Genomic DNA, 18,187 nt, shown 5'->3' on the forward strand with positions numbered 1-18,187 from the left:
GCGTGATGAAATATCTGAAAATATTCGGCGTCCTGCCAGCCTTGCTGCTGGCCCTGATCTGCGTTCCGGTGTTTTCCCAGCAAACACCGGCGCCGACCGGTCAGCAATTGTTCGAGCCCATCGCCAGCGTGGTGATGGGGCCGCGCTGCCTGAATTGCCATCAGGTGCAGGCGCCGCATCAAAAGGATATCGGCATCGAGCATGCGCAGCTGGTGATGCGCGGCCCGCACGATAGCGGCGTCGCTACCTTGCAGTGCGCGGCCTGTCACCAGGCAAGCAATAGCGCCGACGGCAAGGTGCCGGGCGCGCCGCACTGGAAAATGCCGCCGCTCAGCATGGCCTGGCAGTCGCTGAGCAAGGTGCTGATCTGCCAGTCTATGAAAGATCCGGGCAAGAACGGCAACCGCAAGACCATGGATGAAGTGATCGAGCACATGAAGACCGATCCGCTGGTGCTGTGGGCCTGGAACCCGGGCGCCGGCCGCACCACGCCGGTGATTTCACATGAAGAGTTCGTGCAGAAACTGCAGGCCTGGGCTGACGCTGGCGGACCATGTCCCGGCGATCCGGTCAAGCAGGCCGCAAAATAGAACAGGATCGCTGCGCGTTAATGGTGCCGCCGCAGCAGGATTTCGATCCAGTCGATAAACACCTGCACCCGGCGCGATAAATGCCGCCGGTGGGGGTAGAGCGCGAAGACGGGCATGGCGCTGGCGCGCGCCTGCGGCATGACTTCCTGCAGTTCGCCCGTGCGTATGTGGTTACGCACGTCATAGGCCGGTATCTGGATCAAGCCCAGGCCGGCCAGGCAGCAGGCGATGTAGGTTTCCGCATTGTTTACCGCCACGCGGCTGCGCATTTCCAGGATCTTGAGCGCATCATCTTCTACATATTCCCAGGGCGCGCTGCGGCCAGTGGTGGGCGACAGATAGTTGATGGCCCAGTGCTGTCCCAGTTCGGATGGCGTGGCAGGCTCGCCATATTGCCGCAGATACGCCGGGCTGGCGCAATTGACGAGTTCAAACTGACCCAGCGGACGCGCCACCAGGCTGCTGTTTTCCAGCTGGCCGACGCGGATCACGCAATCGACGCCTTCCTGGATCAGGTTGATGGAGCGGTCGGTGCAGCGCAGTTCCAGTTCGATATCGGGATACAGTTTGAAGAATTCCGGCAGGGCCGGCGCTATCACCAGCCTGGCGAGGCGGCTCGGCACGTCCACCTTGAGCTTGCCGCTGGCCTGCGCCGGGGTTTGCCTGAACAGCCCGGAGATTTCTTCAAAGTCGGACAGCAGCTGATAGCAGCGTTCCAGCAGGGCGCTGCCGTCCTGCGTCAGGTGCACGCGGCGCGTGGTGCGCTGTAGCAGGCGCGCCCCCAGGCTGGCTTCCAGCTGCTGGATAGCGGCGGAAACGGTGGCGCGCGGCAGCCCAAGGCCATCGGCGGCCTTGGTAAAGCTGCCGGTTTCGGCCACGCGCACGAATACCTGCATGGTTTCTACTCTGTCCATCGTCGCTCTTTGCTATGCGGATGTTGGACAGTCTAGTGAATCCTTGATGGTTTGTATGGAATTTATTGCACAATGCGCTTGGTTTTGACTTTTGTTAACAAACCGGGCCAGCTACTTATGGCCGCCGCCGCCATGACCGCCGCCGCTGGTAAAGTCGCCGCCATGGTCACCCCCGTGACCGCCGCCATGACCGCCGCCATGACCGTCGCCGTGATGGTGGCCATCGCCGCCACCGGAATATAGGGGATTGGCGGCGACATAGGCTATGACCCGGTGATCAAGCATTCCTGGCGGCGCGGTCTGATTCAAATCGAATTTTTCAAGATAATCGGCGCCGTCAAAATTCCAGGCAAATGATTTGTCGCCCACAACGAATTTGATGATTTCGCCGCCGGTTACATTGACGTAGCTGGTTTCCGGAGTGATAACGATGGTGCGTGTGGCAGCCGTCGCTACCGCCGGATCGCCCAGCAGATCGATTCTAGGCGGCAATGAGCATGCTGCGCATAAGGTGGCCGCAGCAACGGCCGGGATGAGCAATTTGGGGTTCATGGCTCCTCCTCAAATAGAGGTGGCGGGAAGGCAAGGTGCGAGTGTCGGACCACATCTTCTTAGAGTGCATGGCGCGTGGTTTTGTTCATCCACGTCTGATAGCGAAAAAGCCCGGCGCTAATCCCCAATTTGCAGGGAGAGAGCCGGGCTTCGTCGTGTCTTGCGTTTGCGGGATGTCTGTTCGACATGCACCAAAACTCAATACGGGCAGTCAATACGCCTATGTGCCGAACGGAGGCTTAGACGTTAAACAGGAAATTCAGCACGTCGCCGTCCTTGACTACATATTCCTTGCCTTCGGCGCGCATCTTGCCGGCTTCCTTGGCGCCTTGCTCGCCCTTGTGGCTGATGAAATCTTCGTAGGCGATGGTCTGGGCGCGGATGAAGCCGCGTTCGAAATCGGTGTGGATCACGCCGGCTGCCTGCGGGCCGGTGTCGCCGACGTGGATGGTCCAGGCGCGCACTTCCTTGACGCCGGCGGTGAAATAGGTCTGCAGGCCGAGCAGCTTGAAGGCGGCGCGGATCAGGCGGTCCAGGCCGGGTTCTTCCATGCCCATGTCGGCCAGGAATTCGTGCTTGTCGGCTTCGTCCAGGTCGGCGATTTCCGATTCGATCGCTGCGCAGATGGCCACGATGGGCGCGTTTTGCGAGGCCGCGTAAGCGGTCAGCTGATCCAGCAGCGGGTTGTCGGTGAAGCCGTGGTCGGAAACGTTGGCGACGTACATGGCCGGCTTGGCGGTGATCAGGCAGAGCGGCTTGATCAGGGCCATTTCTTCGGCGTCGAGGCCGCAGGCGCGCACCGGCTTGGCCTGGTCCAGTTCCGGCATCAGGCGTTCCAGCAGGGCCACCAGCTTGGCGGCATCCTTGTCGCCGGAGCGAGCCTTTTTGTTTTCGCGATGGATGGCTTTTTCCACCGTGCCCATGTCGGCCAGCGCCAGCTCGGTCTGGATGACGTCGATATCGTCCAGCGGATTGATCTTGCCGGCGACGTGGATCACGTTGTCGTCTTCAAAGCAGCGCACCACGTTGACGATGGCGTCGGTTTCGCGGATGTGCGCCAGGAACTGGTTGCCCAGGCCTTCACCCTTGGAGGCGCCCGCCACCAGGCCGGCGATATCGACGAACTCCACGGTCGCCGGCAGGATGCGTTCCGGCTTGACGATCTCGGCCAGCGCCTTCAGGCGCGGATCCGGCACCTCAACCATGCCGACGTTCGGCTCGATGGTGCAGAAAGGATAATTTTCCGCCGGAATGCCCGCTTTGGTCAGGGCATTGAAGAGGGTAGATTTGCCGACGTTGGGTAGGCCGACGATGCCGCATTTGAGACTCATGATTTGGACTTTACAGAGTGAAGTATTGAATTAACCCGCTATTTTACCGGAAGCTGCTGCCAAGGCCCTTAAACCGTAAGCAATCGTATTGACGGCAGAGGCGATTTTATTTGGCGGTATGCAGCTGCATGGTCGCCGCTTCGAATTTGCCTTCGCACAGCAGCGGAATGATCCTCAGGCTGTCGGCAATCGCCTCTTCGATCGGCGCCTGCTCGTCCTTGCGCGGCCGGTGCAGCACAAAGTCGGCTACGACCTGCTGCAGGTTGAGCGTGCGCGGATGGCCTATGCCCAGCCGCAGGCGCCAGTAATCCTGGGTGCCGAGCGCGGCCGTGATGTCTTTCAAGCCATTATGGCCGCCGGAGGAGCCGCCTTTTTTCAGCTTGGCGCTGCCGGGAGGCAGGTCCAGCTCATCGTGCACCACCAGGATTTCTTCCGGCGCGATCTTGTAGAAACGCGCGATGCCGCCCACCGACTGGCCGGAGCGGTTCATGAAGGTCTGCGGCTCCAGCAGCCAGACTTCCTGGCCGGCGATGCTGGTCTTGGCGACGAAGGCGTTGAAGCGCGCTTCCCTGGCCAGCCGGCAGCCGAGATCGTTGGCCAGGTTGTCGACCAGCCAGAAACCGGCGTTGTGACGCGTTTGTTCGTATTCCGGACCGGGATTGCCGAGGCCGACGATGAGGCGGATGGACATGTTTGCGTGATTTTCGTGTGAGGGCTAGCGCAGATTATAGAAGAAGCAGTGGCCAACAATAAAAAACCCGCCACGAAGGCGGGTTTTTCGACCAGAGCAAAAACCTTCTGGTAAATGCAGCGACTATTACTTCTTGTCGGCAGCGTCGGCAGCAGGAGCGGCTGGAGCAGCAGCTTCGGCTTCAGCTTCAACTTTGCCGGCTGGGATCGATGCAGTAGCGATAGTCAGGTTTTCTTGCGACACAGCCGAAACGCCCTTAGGCAGCTTCAGGTCGGCCAGATGGATCGAGTGACCGACTTCGATGCTGGTCAGGTCGACTTCAACGAACTCTGGCAGGTCTGCCGGCAGGCAAGTGATTTCCAGTTCAGTCAGCACGTGGCTGATGATGGCGCCGGACAGTTTCACTGCAGGAGCAATTTCTGCATTGATGAAGTGCAGCGGCACTTTGACGTGGATTGCCTGTTTGGCATCGACGCGCTGGAAGTCAGCGTGCAGGACCAGTTGCTTGTATGCGTGGACTTGGAAGTCGCGCAGCAGAACTTTCTGTACCTTGCCGTCGATTTCGAGGTCGAGGATCGAGGAATGGAAAGTTTCTTTTTTCAGTGCGTGGTACAGCGCGTTGTGGTCCAGCGAGATATTGACCGGCGCGTCGGAACCACCATAAACGATACCTGGTGTCTGGCCAGCATTGCGCAGGCGGCGGCTCGCTCCGGTCCCCTGCTCTTTGCGTACAAATGCGATTACTTTCATTTTGAAGCTCCAATGTGTGCCGGATAGAAGTCCGGCGGTAAAAACCCTCCGCGACCAGAGGGTTTTGTTAGCCTGTTACGTCTGCTTTTCGGCTGGCGCAACAGGGAATACGAATTCAGAATGCGAAATATTTATTCAGCAAACAGCGACATCACCGAATCGCCCTTGGTAATACGCTTGAAGGTTTCAGCCAGCAAGCTGGCGCATGTCAGCTGGCGGATCTTGCCGCAGGCCTTGGCTTCCGCCGACAGCGGGATGGTGTCGACGACGACCAGCTCATCCAGCGGCGAATTGACGATGCGTTCGAGGGCGGGACCGGACAGGACCGGGTGCGTACAGTAAGCAACCACTTTCTTGGCGCCGCGCTCTTTCAATACTTCGGCTGCCTTGGTCAGGGTGCCGGCGGTATCGACCATGTCATCCATGATCACGCAGTTGCGGCCTTCGACTTCACCGATGATGTTCATGACTTCGGAGACATTCGCCTTCGGCCGGCGCTTGTCGATGATCGCCAGGTCGCAGTTCAGGCGTTTTGCCAGGGCACGGGCGCGCACCACGCCGCCGACGTCCGGCGATACGACCAGCAGGTCGTCGTAGTTCTTGCTTACCAGGTCGCCCAGCAGAATCGGCGATGCGTAGATGTTATCTACCGGAATATCGAAGAAACCTTGAATCTGGTCAGCGTGCAAGTCCATGATCAGGACCCGTTCGACGCCGGCTTCCTGCAGCATGTTGGCAACTACCTTGGCGGAAATCGCAACCCGCGCCGAACGCGGGCGACGGTCTTGCCGTGCATAGCCATAGTAAGGGATCGCAGCGGTGATACGGCCGGCGGATGCGCGCTTGAGGGCATCGACCATCAGCATGATTTCCATCAGGTTGTCGTTGGTCGGTGCGCAAGTCGATTGCAGCACGAAGACATCCTTGCCACGTACGTTCTCGTTGATCTCGACCATGACTTCGCCGTCGGAGAATTTAGTAACGTTGGCTTTGCCTAGCGGAATACCGAGTTGCTTGACAACTCCAATAGCTAGTTCCGGGTTTGCGTTGCCGGTAAAAACCATCAGGTTTTCGTTTGCCATGGAGTTCCCTGGATACTGTCGTTAAAAAGTTGAAAAGCCGACAATGCCAGACTGTTCCAGTCTTGCGTTGGCGGCTTATGTGTTCGCTGTGTGCAGTGTTGTATTTCTGATGCGGCGTATCTTGCTGCCGCTATAAGACTAATTGCTGCTGGACATCATTGTCCGTATTTAATGGCAGGGGAACAAGGATTCGAACCTTGGAATGCTGGAATCAAAATCCAGTGCCTTAACCAGCTTGGCGATTCCCCTACGCAACTTGTTGTCTACCATAAATCCGCGCCGGCACTATCTGCTGCGCTTGAATCTGATGCTAAACCGAATTCTGTGCAACTCAACTAACTATCCAACAATCCGGCGAGAGGATGTTCCTGCATCGCCTTGGCTTTCCATGCTTTCCACTGGGCAGGCACCGATTTCAGCACCTCGTCAGCGTCGTGTTCTTCGGTAAAAGCACAAAAAACACAAGCACCTGAGCCGGTCATCCTGGCGTCTCCGTAATTGCCTAGCCATTTGATGGCTGCTGCAACTTCCGGGAACTTGCTTGCCGCCACGGTTTCCAGATCGTTTTTTCCGAAAAGTTTTTTAGTACCTATCGAAAAGTCCGTCATTTTGACGGGTTTCGTATTCCTTGTCAATTCCGAAGATGAAAAAATTATTTCTGTCGGAATTGTTACGCCGGGCTGAATTATAACGAACCATAGCCCCGGGGTGTCAAGCTTTTGCAGCGATTCTCCGATGCCTTCTGCAAATGCGTTCCGCCCGAACAGGAAAAACGGTACATCCGCTCCCAATTGCAGGCCCAAAGCCATCAATTCCCGGCGCGACAGGCCGCCTTGCCAGAGGTGGTTGAGCGCCATCAGCGTGGTGGCTGCATCGGAAGAGCCGCCGCCAAGACCGCCGCCCATCGGCAGGTTTTTTTCAATGCCGATATTCGCGCCCATGGGCGCCGGCGTCGCTACGGCAAGCGCGGCAGCCTTTTGCCGGATAGCGCTTTGCAGCAGCCTGGCGGCGCGCACAATCAGATCGCTTTCCTCAGGCACGCCGGGAATATCGGTGCTGCGCCGGATCTGGTCGTCGTCGCGCAGTTCGAAGTGCAACAGGTCGTTGAAGTCGACCAGCTGAAACACGGTTTGCAGCAGATGATAGCCATCCGGCCGGCGGCCGGTGACGTGCAGGAATAAATTCAGCTTGGCTGGCGCGGGGCAGTTGTTCAGCGTGCGTGTCATTGCGAAGTTCTGTATGCGAGGTTCAATGCGATTGGCGGCTGCTGATGGCGATGCGGATAGCCACTTCGCCAGCCTGCGCGGTATTGCGCGCCAGGTCTATCCGTTTCGGATAGCTCTCGGCGCCGCTGTCTTGCCAGTTGCTGTACTGGATCAGCCACTTGTCGGCGGTGGTGACGCTGAAGCTGTCGTCGGCGTTCGGGGTCGCCGTAAAGCGCTGGCCGCCGGCATCTTCGCCAAAGCCCTGCAGCCAATCGCGCAAGCCGGCGATCGGCAGCGGCCAGCCCAGCGCCTGCACCGTCAAGGCATCGACGTCGCTGGCGATGCGCGGCGGCTGGCCGGCTTGTTTGAGGGTGGCCTGGCCGGCGCCGATATTGATGGTGGCGAGCGTTTGCCCCAGCGGCGAAAGCAGGGTGATGGCGGTTTCCTGCTTGCTTTGCGACCAGGTGAAGCTGCCGTACATGGCCTGCTGCTTGCCGTCCTGCTGATAGCGCAGGGACAGCCGGCCGCTGACGTCGATGGCCTGGCGATACTGGCGCGCGGCGGCGCTGCCGGCGCCGGCCGCCGCAGTGTCGCCCGAAGACGGCAGGGTGCTGCAGCCGCTCAATGCCATGGCGGCCAGCATCAGCGCGCCCAGGCCGGCACGGCGCAGCGCCGACGGCTTCGTGGTGTTGCGGACGGTGCGCATCATATGTTCGCGCGCAGTCGTGCCAAGGTATTCTTCAGGGCGTCGTTCTGTGGATCCTTCTGCCGCACTTCGCGCCACAGTTTTTGCGCATCGGTCTTTTGTCCCTTGACCCACAGCACTTCGCCCAGGTGCACGGCGATTTCAGGATCGGGCAGCAAGCCGTAGGCAGTGCGCAGCCGCGTCTCGGCTTCGTCCAGGTTGCCCAGGCGGTATTGCACCCAGCCCATGCTGTCGACGATGAAAGGATCTTGCGGCGCCAGGGTCAGCGCTTTCTGGATCAGGACCAGCGCTTCCGGCAAACGGATATTGCGTTCCGCCAGCGAATAGCCGAGCGCGTTGTAGGCCTGCTGGTTTTCCGGCGCGATCGCGATCAGCTTGCGCAGCGCGCTTTCCATGGTGCTCAGGTTGTCGAGCTTCTCCGCCATCATGGCGTAGTCGTACAGCAGGTCGGCGTTGTCCGGCTGCGCCTTGAGCGCGGTTTCCAGCACCTTGAACGCTTCCTGCGGATGGTTAGCTTCGCGCAGCAATTGGGCTTCGACCTGGGTCACCTGGGTTTTTTCACGCTCGCCGTTGGTGTCGATTTCAGCCAGCACCCGGCGCGCGCCATCGAGGTCGCCGCGCTTCGACAGCAGCTGGGCTCGGCGCAGCTGCGCATCCAGGTAAGCATCGCCCGGTTCGACTTGCGACAGCCATTTGAGGGCGGTGTCGGTGTCGTTGCGGTCGGCTGCGATCTGCGCCAGGATCAGCAAGGCCTGGGTGCTGTCGCGCGCTTCGTCCGGATGCTTGGCGAGCTGGTCGAGATAGCTGGTCAGGTAACGCTCGGCTGCCAGGGTGTCGCCGATCTGCGCATTCAGCAGGCCGAGCGCCAGCAAGGTGGTGGCGTCCTGCTTGTCGCTTTTCAGCAGGATCTCGAACTGGCTGCGGGCCTTCTCGTACTGCTTCTGGTCGATCAGGGTGCGCGCATAAGCCACCCGCACTTCACGCGAACCGGGATATTTTTTCAGGAAATCGGTCAGGATGCGCTCGACTTCCTTGCTGTCTGCCGCCACTTGCGCGCTGGTCAGGATCGCCAGTTCTGAATCCGGTTTCAGGTTCAGGGCGATTTGCGCTTCTTCCTTGGCGCGCGTGGCGTTGCCGATGCTGAAGGCTTCCTGCGCCAGCGCCAGGTGGGCTTCCGCCATCGCCGTGTAAGGTGCCACCAGCTGTTCCAGCAGAGCGAAGGCGCCGGGTTTGTCCTGCGCCCGCATCAGCAGGCGCTGGATTTGCAGCATCATGACGCCGCGCGCCTGGGGCGGCGCGTCCAGCAGGCGCTTTTCCAGGATCGGCCTGGCTTCGGCCAGGTTATTGCTGAGCATGATGAAGCCAAGATAGTACTGGGTCGCTTCTTCCGAATCGGGCGCCAGCTCGCGCCACAGGCGGATCGCCACCAGTGCTTCGGCGGCCTGTTTGGCGCCCAGCGCCATCTCGGCCGCGCGGCGCGCCAGGCGCGGGTCGCGCGTCTGCTGCGCGGCGCCCAGCAAGGTCACATAGGCGGATTGCCAGCTGCCGCGCTGGAAAGCGATTTCCGAACTGAGCACCTTGAACAGGATTTCCTTGGTCAGCGGCACGGCCGGCAAATGTTCCTCGGGCGGCTTGACCGGCATGGCGCGGGTCGCCAGCTTGCGCGCCTTGAGTTGCTCCGGACTGGCCGCCGCGCTTGCTGCCGGCGTTGCGGCAGGCTGGGCATCAGCGCTTGTGGCATCGTTGTTGCTTGGCGTTACAGAGGCGCAAGCCGACAGCAGGGTGGAGAGCGTTACAATGGCAAGAGCTTTTTTCAAGGGACATATCCTAGCTTGTCAGCGGTGAGTTCTGAATTTCAGAGGTAATCCTGATTTTACGCCCAACCAGAAGGCAATGCGCGGCGGCGGGCGGGAGTTTTGTTTCAAAAAATGTATCGGGCGGCGCCATGCAATTGCCGCCCTTTGTAATTGCAGATCTTATTTATCTGCTTTTTAACTATTTATCCGATCAGCCTGGAGCAGGAGAGTTCGCGACAGATTTTGTCAGTTGCTGCTCAAGCCTGTCTCCGGAATTAAAGACCTATGCCAGAACTACCTGAAGTAGAAGTGACCCGCCGCGGCGTTGCGCCGCATCTGGATGGCCGTGTGGTCACCGCTGTCGTTTTTCGTCACAGCGGTTTGCGCTGGCCGTTCCCGCAAGACTTGCCGGCGCTGCTGGTGGGCCGTCCCGTGCTGCGGGTCGAGCGCCGCGGCAAGTATCTGCTGCTGCGTTTCGATCACGGCACGCTGCTGATCCACCTGGGGATGTCCGGCCATCTGCGCATCCTTGAGCTCGGCACGGCGCCGCAAAAGCATGACCATTTCGACCTGGTGGTCGGCCAGCAGCTGCTGCGGCTGACCGATCCGCGCCGCTTCGGCGCCGTGCTGTGGCATGCCGACGCCGACGGCCCGCTGGAGCAGCACCTGCTGCTGGCCGGTCTCGGGCTGGAGCCGCTGGAGCAGGTTTTTTCGGCGCAGATCCTGTATAAGGAGACGCGTAAGCGTAGCGCGCCGATCAAGCAAGTGCTGCTGGCGGGTGATATCGTGGTCGGGGTCGGCAATATCTACGCTTCCGAGAGCCTGTTCCGCGCCGGCATCAATCCGAAAACGCCGGCGCACCGCATCAGCCTGGCGCGCTATGAGCGGCTGGTTGATGCCATTCGGATAATTTTAGCGGCGGCGATTGAGAAGGGCGGCAGCACTTTGCGCGATTTTATTGGCGCCGATGGCCAATCCGGCTACTTCCAACAGAGTTATTTCGTCTATGATCGTGCTGGGTTGCCATGCAGAAATTGCGGAGCGCTGATTTCGCAGATCAAACAGGGGCAGCGGTCGACGTTTTATTGCAAGACGTGCCAGAAATGAATTCCAGAAATAATCATCAAAAATATCAGAAACGATAGGCGAGAGCGACAGTGAGTAATCTAGTTCAGAAATTCCAGGAATACAGTGAGTGGCGTACCGGCGTGGCGGGCGCACTGCGGCGTTACCAGACTTGGGCGAGCGCATCGAAATTGTCGGATATCGCCAGCGAACAGCGCATAGAGCGCGCGCTGGCGCGGCTGACCGACGATAAACTGTCGATCGCCTTCGTGGCCGAATTCTCGCGCGGGAAATCAGAGCTGATCAACGCGATCTTCTTCGCCGACTACGGCCAGCGCATCTTGCCGTCGGCCGCCGGCCGCACCACCATGTGCCCGACCGAGCTGCTGTACGATCCCTCGTTCCCGTCCTGCATCCGGCTGCTGCCGATTGAAACCCGCGCCGAATCGCAGTCGACCAGCGATTACAAGGGCGTGCACCACGTCTGGACCGTGCTGCCGCTGGACATCTCGTCGACCGACGGCATGCTGGAAGCCTTCAAGCAGGTCAGCCTGACCAAATGGGTGCCGGTGGAAGAGGCCAAGCTGTATGGCTTGTACGATGAAGACGATCCCGACGCCGCGGTCGCGGTCGACGTCCTCGGCCGGGTCGAGATTTCGCAGTGGCGCCACGCCATCGTCAACTTCCCGCATCCCTTGCTGAAGGAGGGCTTGGTGATTATCGACACGCCGGGCCTGAACGCCATCGGCACCGAGCCGGAACTGACGCTCAACCTGATTCCCAATGCCCACGCGGTATTGTTCATCCTGGCCGCCGATACCGGCGTCACCAAGAGCGACATCGATGTCTGGCGCCATCATATCGGCAGCGGCGCCGGCCGCATGGTGGTGCTCAACAAGATCGACAGCATGTGGGATGAGCTGCGCTCGCCGTTCGAGGTCGAGCAGCAGATCAGCAAGCAGGTGTCCAACGTGGCGCATACGCTGGGCTTGTCGGAGGCGCAGGTCTATCCGGTCTCTGCGCAGAAGGGGCTGGTCGGCAAGATCAACGGCGAGCCCGACCTGTTGCGCCGGAGCCGCTTGCCGACGCTGGAGAACGCCCTGTCGCGCGAGCTGATCCCGGCCAAGCGCGACATCATCCGTTCGCAGCTGATCGCCGACATCCATGACCTGACCGTCACCAAGCAAGCCCTGATGTCGGCGCATATCCGCAGCGTGGTGGAGCAGTTGCTGGAGCTGAAGAGCCTGCGCGGCAAGAATACTTCCATCATCAGCCATATGATGAAGCGCATCGATATCGAGAAAAAGGAATTCGACGAGAGCTTGCTCAAATTGCAGGGGACGCGCACGGTGTTTGCACGCCTCTCGGCCGGCGTCTTCACGACGCTGGGCATGGGCTTGCTGAAAGAAGAAATCCGCAAGACGCGCGAAACCATGGAGGGCAGCATGTTCACTGCCGGCTTCCGTCACGCGGTCAAGGAGTTCTTCGACAATTCGCAGGAAAACCTGATGCTGTCGGGCCAGAAGACCGATGAAATCTCGGAAATGATGACCATCATGTACCGCAAGTTTTCGACCGAACACGGCCTGGCATTGTCGACGCCGATGCCGTTTTCGCTGGATAAGTATCGCAAGGAAATCGGCGTGATCGAAGCCGCGTATCATCGCCAGTTCGGCACGGTGACGCTGGTGAAGACCAGCCAGGTGGTGCTGATGCAGAAATTCTTCGATTCGATCGCCTCGCGCGTCAAGCAGAGCTTCCTGCAAGCCAACCGCGATGTCGACGCCTGGCTCAAGGTGGTGATGGCGCCGCTGGAAGAACAGATCCGCGCGCACAAGTCGCAGCTCAAGCAGCGTACCGATTCGATAGAACGGGTGCACGTGGCGATCGACAGCCTGGAAGAAAAAATCCAGTCGGTGGAAATGCTGCAGAATGAATTGACTGCGCAAAGAAACACCCTGATGGCGTTGGAGAACGATTTGAGAAATGCGCTGGGCAGCGAGCTGGCGCCGATGAAAGTTGCCGTATAAATGAAACGTGTAGTCAGTAGCAGCAGTATTCCGTCAGAACAGATAGCCGCGCAGTATGCCGATCCGTCTTTTTCCGCGGCGGTGATCGCGTGGCAGAAGCAGCATGGCCGCCACGCCTTGCCGTGGCAGCAGACGCGCGATGCTTATCGCGTCTGGCTGTCTGAAATCATGCTGCAGCAAACACAGGTGGCGGCGGTGATTCCCTATTACCAGAAGTTCCTGGCCAGCTTTCCCGATGTGCAATCGCTGGCTGCCGCACCGAGCGAAGCCGTGATGGCGCACTGGAGCGGACTGGGTTATTACACCCGCGCCCGCAATCTGCACCGCTGCGCGCAGCGCGTAGTGGCCGAGCATGGCGGCATCTTCCCGCGCGATCCGGCGCTGCTGCAAGACTTGCCCGGCATCGGCCGTTCCACTGCCGCCGCCATCGCCGCCTTTTCCTATGGCGTACAGGCCGCCATCCTGGACGGCAACGTCAAGCGCGTGTTTGCGCGGGTATTCGGGATTGAAGGCTATCCCGGCGCCAAGCCGGTGGAAGATGCGATGTGGCAGCGCGCGGTAGCGCTGCTGCCGCAGCAGGGCGTGGAGTCATATACGCAAGGCTTGATGGATCTGGGCGCGACCCTGTGCACGCGCAGCAAGCCGTCTTGCCAGACTTGCCCTCTGGCGCAGCGCTGCGTCGCGCTGGCCAGTGGCCGCACCGCGGAACTGCCGGTGCGCAAGCCGAAGAAAGCCATCCCGGAAAAGCATACCGGCATGCTGGTCATCGTCGACCAAGGCCAGGTCTTGCTGGAGCAGCGTCCCGACAGCGGCATCTGGGGCGGCTTGCTGTCGCTGCCGGAAGTGGCGCCGGAAGGCGATGTCGCGACAGCGCTGGAGCGCGCCACGGCAGCCTTCGGCAACATTGCCTCGTATGAAGCGCTATCAGGCTTCACCCACGTGTTCACCCATTTCAAGCTGCATATCGCGCCGTTCCAGATTACGCTGGCGCAGCGGCTGGACGGCATCGCCGAGTCCGGCCACGTCTGGTATCCAGCCGACAGGCTGGCGGACGCGCCGCTGCCGGCGCCGGTCAAGAAACTGTTGCTGGAAGTTTTCCGCGAGGCTGACCTGTTTGCCTGAGCCAGGCGCGCAGGCCAGGATTTGCTAGATGATGTTGTGCTGCAGGAGGTACTGATGAACGATGCCCAGCCGCTCGCGGCCGTCGGTCAGCTCCAGCAGTTTTTGCCGCGCTTTCAAAGGAATCGGCAGGATTTCGCACCAGCGGTTGGCTACCCAGCCGGCATTGTCGAATTGCACCGGCAATGAAAACGGACTGGCGTAATCCACGCCGTGCGTGGCGCGTCCCTTCTTGTTGATATCGTCGATCACCAGCTTCAGCGTGCCCGCGCATTGCAGGTGCACTTCATCCGGCGTGGTCGCCGGATCGGCGTCGATTAATTCTATCTGCGCCTCCAGGCGCTGGTCCGGCAATACCCGCTGCTGCAGGATGCGGAAGCGCTGGCTGCCTTCGGTGCGCAGCATCATCACGCCCAGGTCTTGCATGTCCCATTCGGTGATGCGGGTCAGGCAGCCGACGTTTTCTGGCTCCGCCGCCATCCCCACCTCCTGTCCGGACTTGATCAGCACCACGCCGAACTGCTGCCCGCTTTTCATGCAGGCGCGCAGCATGTCCAGGTAGCGTGTTTCAAAAACCTTGAGCGGCAAGACGCCGCCGGGGAACAGGACGGCATTCAGGGGAAATAACGGAATCCAGGAATTGTTTTCGGGCATGGAAAAAGAAGTGAACGGCTGAGAGGATGAACTGCGGCTTTGATTAGCGGTCGCCGGCGTGCTTGGCCAGTTCGCGATGGCGTCGCACTACGCGTTCCGACACCTGGAAATACTCCGCCAGCTGTTCCACCATATATACGGAGCGATGCTGGCCGCCGGTGCAGCCGATCGCCACCGTCAGGTAACTGCGGTTGTCGTCCTTGAATTCAGGCAGCCATTTTTCGACAAAATTGCGGATGTCGCCCAGCAGGTCGCTCACCTTGGGCAAGCCTTCCAGGAAAGCGATCACAGGTTGGTCGCGTCCGGTCAGCGGCCGCAGCTTGATGTCGTAGTGCGGGTTCGGCAGCATTCGCACATCGAACACCAGGTCGGCGTCCAGCGGCACGCCGCGCTTGAAGGCAAACGATTCGAACAGCAGGGTCAGCGGCGCCGGTTCGGTATCGACCAGCTCCTTGATCCAGCTGCGCAAGCGGTTGGCGCTCATGTCGGAAGTATCGATGGTATGGCCGATGCTCTCGATCTCGACCAGCATCTCGCGTTCGATCAGGATGCATTCGGTCAGGGTCAGCCGGTCGCTCGGATTCTGGCCGGGGCGCAGCCGGTGCGACAGCGGGTGGCTGCGGCGGGTCTCGGAAAAACGCGCGATCAGCGATTCAGTCTGCGCCGTCAGGAAGAATACCTTGACGTCGTGCCCTTCGGCCCGCAGTTGCTGGATATCGCTTGGCAGGCCGGCCAGCGAATCGGCGCTGCGGGCGTCGGTGGCTACCGCCAGCATCTGCGCGCCTTCATGCTGGCGCGCGGCGACCAGCTCGCGCAGCAAGACCGGCGGCAGATTGTCGACGCAAAAATAACCCGCGTCTTCGAGCACCCGAAGAGCGACTGATTTGCCGGAACCGGAGATGCCGGTGATAAGAATAATGCGCATTGGAGAATGATACCGTAAGTCGCGGGTTTTACAGGAAGTGTCCGGATTGAAAGGGGCATGGATCGCATGCCGCCGAATCTGCAACTCCGTATTTTATATGTGACGGGCAGGAATCGTGCGTCGGCTGCGCCTGCGGCTTTGTTTCGTTATGTACTTTCTGTCTAGTAGCGTAGGGTGGGCAAGTTTTTCTGCCCACGCGTGACGGCCGATACAGTTTGGACGGTAGATATGCATAGGTCACGCGTGGGCACAGACGGCCATACCTCTTGGACGGCAGATGCGCATAGGTCACGCGTGGGCACAGGTGCCCACCCTACAGATCGCTATCGCTGTCCATCGCAATCCGTTGCCGCGCGATGAAATCCTTGAGTGTGTCGATGCCGCGCAGCTGCAGTATGGTATTGCGCACCGCGGCTTCCAGCAGCACCGCGATGTTGCGGCCGGCGGCCACCGGGATGATGACCTTGCGGATCGCCAGTCCCAGCACTTCCTGGGTATGGGCGTCGAGCGGCAGCCGTTCGTAGTTTTCTTCCAGCGTCGCGCGGCGCACCAGGTGGACGATCAGCTTGAGGCGCATCTTGCGGCGCACCGCGGTTTCGCCAAAGATGGTCTTGATGTCGAGCAGGCCGAGGCCGCGCACTTCCAGCAGGTTCTGCAGCAGATGCGGACAGCGTCCTTCGATCATGTTGGGCGCGATGCGCGCGAATTCGACCGCATCGTCGGCCACCAGGCCGTGACTGCGCGAAATCAGTTCCAGCCCCAGCTCGCTTTTGCCGAGGCCGGATTCGCCGGTGATCAGGACGCCGACGCCCAGCACATCCATGAACACGCCGTGCATGGTGATGCGCTGCGCCAGTTTCTTCGACAGGTACACGCGCAGGTAATCGATCACCTGGGCCGCGGGCAGCGGCGTGGAAAACAGCGGGATATTCTTTTCGTCGCAGATTTCAAGGATGTCGGGCGGCGTCGCCAGTCCTTGCGCAATGATGAATGCCGGCGGCGCGCCTGCCACCAGTTCGGCGGTCTGGTAGACCCGTGAGGTAGCCGACAGGCGCTGGTAGTACTCGGTTTCCTGATGGCCGAAGACCTGGATGCGGCCCGGGTGGATCAGGTTCAAGTGACCGACCTGGTCGGCGGCCGAAGCGGCGTCGCCGGAAATCAGGCGTTCGCCGCCGGGGAAACCTGCAAACCAGCCTAGTTGCAGCGACTCGCGGTTTTCGTCATACAGTTGCTGGATCGAGAGGGGCGTGGAAGCTGGCATGGTTGGCATCTGACATGGTAATTGGGCGGGCGGTTGCCCTCCTGTCAATTATGTCGCATTTTCCGTGCCCATGGGCTGCCAAGAGACAATGTGGGCATGCACCGAGGCCGGATCGGGATCGCTGGCGAGGATCTGGCGGAAGGCGTCGCTGGAAAACATTTCGGCGATTTCCGACAGGATTTCCAGGTGCTGCTGGGTGACGTTGTCTGGAATCAGCAGGAAAACCAGCAGGCTGACCGGCTCGCCGTCCGGCGATTCAAACGGAATCGGTTCGGCCAGGCGGACGAATGCCGCCAATGGCGCTTTCAAGCCCTTGACCCGGCCGTGCGGCACGGCAACGCCGTGGCCCAGTCCGGTGGAGCCGAGGCGTTCGCGCGCAAACAGGTTATCGGAGACGGTAGAGCGGGCAATGCCGCAGTTGTTTTCGAAGAGTAAACCGGCTTGTTCGAAAGCGCGTTTTTTACTGGAGACTTCCAGATCCAGCGCCACATTTTGTGCGGGCAGGATTTTTGCAAGATTAGTCATAATACAAATTGGTATGCGGTCCAGTATGGATGGTTTGTCTTACTCAGCAGAGCCGCCATCGCTAAAAACCTGCCGCAGCATGTCGAAAACATGCCAGGTTCGGGGGGTAGGCTGCGGCTCCCTGTTACGTGAGCGCAGATTTTACTACACGCCTCCCCCGGTCTGGTCCAAGCCGGCATGGCTCGGGCTACGGCGCCGATGTCGTTTCTATTGGCGACACCCAATCCGAATTATAGACTTGATTCCGGCCAACAACATCAACTTGCAATGATGCCTCTCGCTGAAAAGCCTGGTGTTTTACTTAACTTCGAAGCGCGCGAATACCAGCCAGACGTCGCCATTGCCCTTGTTCTGGGACAGGCGCGGCACGTAAGAACCCATCAGCTTGGCGCCCTTGACGCCCAGCGACAGGACCGGCAAGGCAATCGGAAACGGGAAGCCGCCGAAGTAATCCTGGCGGCTCATCAGCATGGCGGTGTAGCCGGCGCCGACTTCGACCGGGGTCTTGGGCACGTTCCAGATCCACTCATAGGCATAGCCGGCCATGATCTGCGGCTTGAAGTGGGAGTCGCGGATGGCGAACAGGTACAGCGATTCGTCGTTGCCGTCGGCATTGCGGATGGTGCGGCCGCCGCCCAGGCCCCAGGCCTTTTCATTCAGCTCCCGGATCTTTTCTTCGGTATAGGTATGGCGGCCGTGGTAGGCGTAGCCTGACAGATACACTTCCATATCGCCATTGTTGGCGATGTTGCTCAGCCTGTCCTGGGTTTGGGTGAGGGTTTTGCTGAACCAGCCGGTGGTGTCCGGGGTTTCCTGAGCGTGGGCCGGGGCGCACACGGCGGCGATTGCAGTCATGCCGGAGAATATCGCGGTCCTTTTGACGGCGGTGAAGCGAGAAAAAATTGTCATGAAATATAGAGTCCTTTACAGCGAGGTGGTACGTTAGACGTATAGTGACAACACGTCAATATCCCCGCCAATTTAATGCCTA

18 protein-coding genes and 1 tRNA gene are annotated in these 18,187 nt (G+C 60.1%); 4 read left to right on the forward strand and 15 right to left on the reverse strand.

The window, feature by feature from the left end:
* Positions 1-5: 5 nt before the first annotated feature.
* Positions 6-590 (forward strand): hypothetical protein, encoded by a 585-nt coding sequence (locus AC07V8_RS21355; RefSeq protein ID WP_494680153.1) that lies wholly within the window; start codon positions 6-8, stop codon positions 588-590.
* 17 nt (positions 591-607) lie between these two features.
* Here AC07V8_RS21355 and AC07V8_RS21360 read toward each other — a convergent pair whose 3' ends face one another.
* From AC07V8_RS21360 to AC07V8_RS21405, 10 genes are all read right to left on the reverse strand, one after another.
* Positions 608-1,504, reverse strand: coding sequence for a LysR family transcriptional regulator (locus tag AC07V8_RS21360; RefSeq protein ID WP_494680152.1), 897 nt, complete (start codon positions 1,502-1,504; stop codon positions 608-610).
* A gap of 111 nt (positions 1,505-1,615) precedes the next feature.
* Complete coding sequence (locus AC07V8_RS21365; protein ID WP_494680151.1) at positions 1,616-2,056, reverse strand: CzcE family metal-binding protein; 441 nt, start codon at positions 2,054-2,056, stop codon at positions 1,616-1,618.
* Positions 2,057-2,295: 239 nt separating this feature from the next.
* The gene (gene ychF, locus AC07V8_RS21370) at positions 2,296-3,387 is read right to left on the reverse strand and encodes a redox-regulated ATPase YchF (protein WP_494680150.1); all 1,092 of its coding nucleotides are present in this window, start codon (positions 3,385-3,387) and stop codon (positions 2,296-2,298) included.
* Between the two features lie 106 nt (positions 3,388-3,493).
* Positions 3,494-4,078 carry an aminoacyl-tRNA hydrolase gene (gene pth / locus AC07V8_RS21375; protein ID WP_494680149.1) on the reverse strand — a complete coding sequence of 195 codons (585 nt, stop codon included), beginning with the start codon at positions 4,076-4,078 and terminating at the stop codon, positions 3,494-3,496.
* A gap of 126 nt (positions 4,079-4,204) precedes the next feature.
* Positions 4,205-4,828 (reverse strand): 50S ribosomal protein L25/general stress protein Ctc, encoded by a 624-nt coding sequence (locus AC07V8_RS21380; RefSeq protein WP_494680148.1) that lies wholly within the window; start codon positions 4,826-4,828, stop codon positions 4,205-4,207.
* A gap of 131 nt (positions 4,829-4,959) precedes the next feature.
* The gene (locus tag AC07V8_RS21385; RefSeq protein ID WP_061936920.1) at positions 4,960-5,910 is read right to left on the reverse strand and encodes a ribose-phosphate pyrophosphokinase; all 951 of its coding nucleotides are present in this window, start codon (positions 5,908-5,910) and stop codon (positions 4,960-4,962) included.
* Between the two features lie 172 nt (positions 5,911-6,082).
* Positions 6,083-6,159: transfer RNA gene (locus AC07V8_RS21390), tRNA-Gln, on the reverse strand.
* Positions 6,160-6,245: 86 nt separating this feature from the next.
* On the reverse strand, positions 6,246-7,136 hold the full coding sequence (ispE, locus tag AC07V8_RS21395) for a 4-(cytidine 5'-diphospho)-2-C-methyl-D-erythritol kinase (RefSeq protein ID WP_494680147.1): 891 nt from the start codon (positions 7,134-7,136) through the stop codon (positions 6,246-6,248).
* A gap of 22 nt (positions 7,137-7,158) precedes the next feature.
* Complete coding sequence (gene lolB, locus AC07V8_RS21400) at positions 7,159-7,824, reverse strand: lipoprotein insertase outer membrane protein LolB (RefSeq protein ID WP_494680146.1); 666 nt, start codon at positions 7,822-7,824, stop codon at positions 7,159-7,161.
* Entirely contained in the window at positions 7,821-9,638 is a 1,818-nt protein-coding gene (locus tag AC07V8_RS21405) for a tetratricopeptide repeat protein (protein WP_494680145.1), read from the reverse strand. The genes lolB and AC07V8_RS21405 overlap by 4 nt, the downstream gene beginning before the upstream one ends.
* A gap of 264 nt (positions 9,639-9,902) precedes the next feature.
* Here AC07V8_RS21405 and mutM point away from each other — a divergent pair, with 264 nt between their 5' ends.
* From mutM to mutY, 3 genes are read left to right on the forward strand one after another with little or no spacing between them, the layout of a single operon-like run.
* A complete protein-coding gene (mutM, locus tag AC07V8_RS21410) occupies positions 9,903-10,724 on the forward strand; it encodes a bifunctional DNA-formamidopyrimidine glycosylase/DNA-(apurinic or apyrimidinic site) lyase (RefSeq protein WP_494680144.1) in 822 nt (273 codons plus the stop codon).
* A gap of 50 nt (positions 10,725-10,774) precedes the next feature.
* The gene (locus tag AC07V8_RS21415) at positions 10,775-12,712 is read left to right on the forward strand and encodes a dynamin family protein (protein WP_494680143.1); all 1,938 of its coding nucleotides are present in this window, start codon (positions 10,775-10,777) and stop codon (positions 12,710-12,712) included.
* Positions 12,713-13,834 (forward strand): A/G-specific adenine glycosylase, encoded by a 1,122-nt coding sequence (gene mutY / locus AC07V8_RS21420; protein WP_494680142.1) that lies wholly within the window; start codon positions 12,713-12,715, stop codon positions 13,832-13,834.
* A 24-nt stretch (positions 13,835-13,858) separates the two neighbouring features.
* On the opposite strand, the gene AC07V8_RS21425 is transcribed toward mutY, so the two are convergent.
* The 5 genes from AC07V8_RS21425 to AC07V8_RS21445 all read right to left on the reverse strand — a co-directional run bounded on the left by AC07V8_RS21425 (position 13,859) and on the right by AC07V8_RS21445 (position 18,105).
* A complete protein-coding gene (locus AC07V8_RS21425; protein WP_494680141.1) occupies positions 13,859-14,485 on the reverse strand; it encodes an LON peptidase substrate-binding domain-containing protein in 627 nt (208 codons plus the stop codon).
* A gap of 43 nt (positions 14,486-14,528) precedes the next feature.
* On the reverse strand, positions 14,529-15,410 hold the full coding sequence (rapZ, locus tag AC07V8_RS21430) for an RNase adapter RapZ (protein WP_211474372.1): 882 nt from the start codon (positions 15,408-15,410) through the stop codon (positions 14,529-14,531).
* Between the two features lie 313 nt (positions 15,411-15,723).
* Positions 15,724-16,671 (reverse strand): HPr(Ser) kinase/phosphatase, encoded by a 948-nt coding sequence (gene hprK, locus AC07V8_RS21435; protein WP_038485268.1) that lies wholly within the window; start codon positions 16,669-16,671, stop codon positions 15,724-15,726.
* A gap of 48 nt (positions 16,672-16,719) precedes the next feature.
* Positions 16,720-17,196, reverse strand: a complete 477-nt coding sequence (locus AC07V8_RS21440; protein ID WP_211444421.1) for a PTS sugar transporter subunit IIA — start codon at positions 17,194-17,196, stop codon at positions 16,720-16,722.
* A gap of 297 nt (positions 17,197-17,493) precedes the next feature.
* On the reverse strand, positions 17,494-18,105 hold the full coding sequence (locus tag AC07V8_RS21445; RefSeq protein WP_494680140.1) for a hypothetical protein: 612 nt from the start codon (positions 18,103-18,105) through the stop codon (positions 17,494-17,496).
* Positions 18,106-18,187 lie beyond the last annotated feature (82 nt).

This window comes from Collimonas sp. GW821-FHT02H07 (assembly GCF_059421505.1).

Excerpts from the sequence above, each read along its gene's own strand:
- AC07V8_RS21440 (WP_211444421.1), bottom strand. The coding sequence starts at position 17,196 with ATGACTAATCTTGCAAAAATCCTGCCCGCACAAAATGTGGCGCTGGAT.
- lolB (WP_494680146.1), bottom strand. The coding sequence starts at position 7,824 with ATGATGCGCACCGTCCGCAACACCACGAAGCCGTCGGCGCTGCGCCGT.
- AC07V8_RS21380 (WP_494680148.1), bottom strand. The coding sequence starts at position 4,828 with ATGAAAGTAATCGCATTTGTACGCAAAGAGCAGGGGACCGGAGCGAGC.
- mutY (WP_494680142.1), top strand. The coding sequence starts at position 12,713 with ATGAAACGTGTAGTCAGTAGCAGCAGTATTCCGTCAGAACAGATAGCC.
- AC07V8_RS21425 (WP_494680141.1), bottom strand. The coding sequence starts at position 14,485 with ATGCCCGAAAACAATTCCTGGATTCCGTTATTTCCCCTGAATGCCGTC.
- AC07V8_RS21385 (WP_061936920.1), bottom strand. The coding sequence starts at position 5,910 with ATGGCAAACGAAAACCTGATGGTTTTTACCGGCAACGCAAACCCGGAA.
- ychF (WP_494680150.1), bottom strand. The coding sequence starts at position 3,387 with ATGAGTCTCAAATGCGGCATCGTCGGCCTACCCAACGTCGGCAAATCT.
- hprK (WP_038485268.1), bottom strand. The coding sequence starts at position 16,671 with ATGCCAGCTTCCACGCCCCTCTCGATCCAGCAACTGTATGACGAAAAC.
- AC07V8_RS21360 (WP_494680152.1), bottom strand. The coding sequence starts at position 1,504 with ATGGACAGAGTAGAAACCATGCAGGTATTCGTGCGCGTGGCCGAAACC.
- AC07V8_RS21365 (WP_494680151.1), bottom strand. The coding sequence starts at position 2,056 with ATGAACCCCAAATTGCTCATCCCGGCCGTTGCTGCGGCCACCTTATGC.
- AC07V8_RS21355 (WP_494680153.1), top strand. The coding sequence starts at position 6 with ATGAAATATCTGAAAATATTCGGCGTCCTGCCAGCCTTGCTGCTGGCC.
- pth (WP_494680149.1), bottom strand. The coding sequence starts at position 4,078 with ATGTCCATCCGCCTCATCGTCGGCCTCGGCAATCCCGGTCCGGAATAC.
- ispE (WP_494680147.1), bottom strand. The coding sequence starts at position 7,136 with ATGACACGCACGCTGAACAACTGCCCCGCGCCAGCCAAGCTGAATTTA.
- rapZ (WP_211474372.1), bottom strand. The coding sequence starts at position 15,410 with ATGCGCATTATTCTTATCACCGGCATCTCCGGTTCCGGCAAATCAGTC.
- mutM (WP_494680144.1), top strand. The coding sequence starts at position 9,903 with ATGCCAGAACTACCTGAAGTAGAAGTGACCCGCCGCGGCGTTGCGCCG.
- AC07V8_RS21445 (WP_494680140.1), bottom strand. The coding sequence starts at position 18,105 with ATGACAATTTTTTCTCGCTTCACCGCCGTCAAAAGGACCGCGATATTC.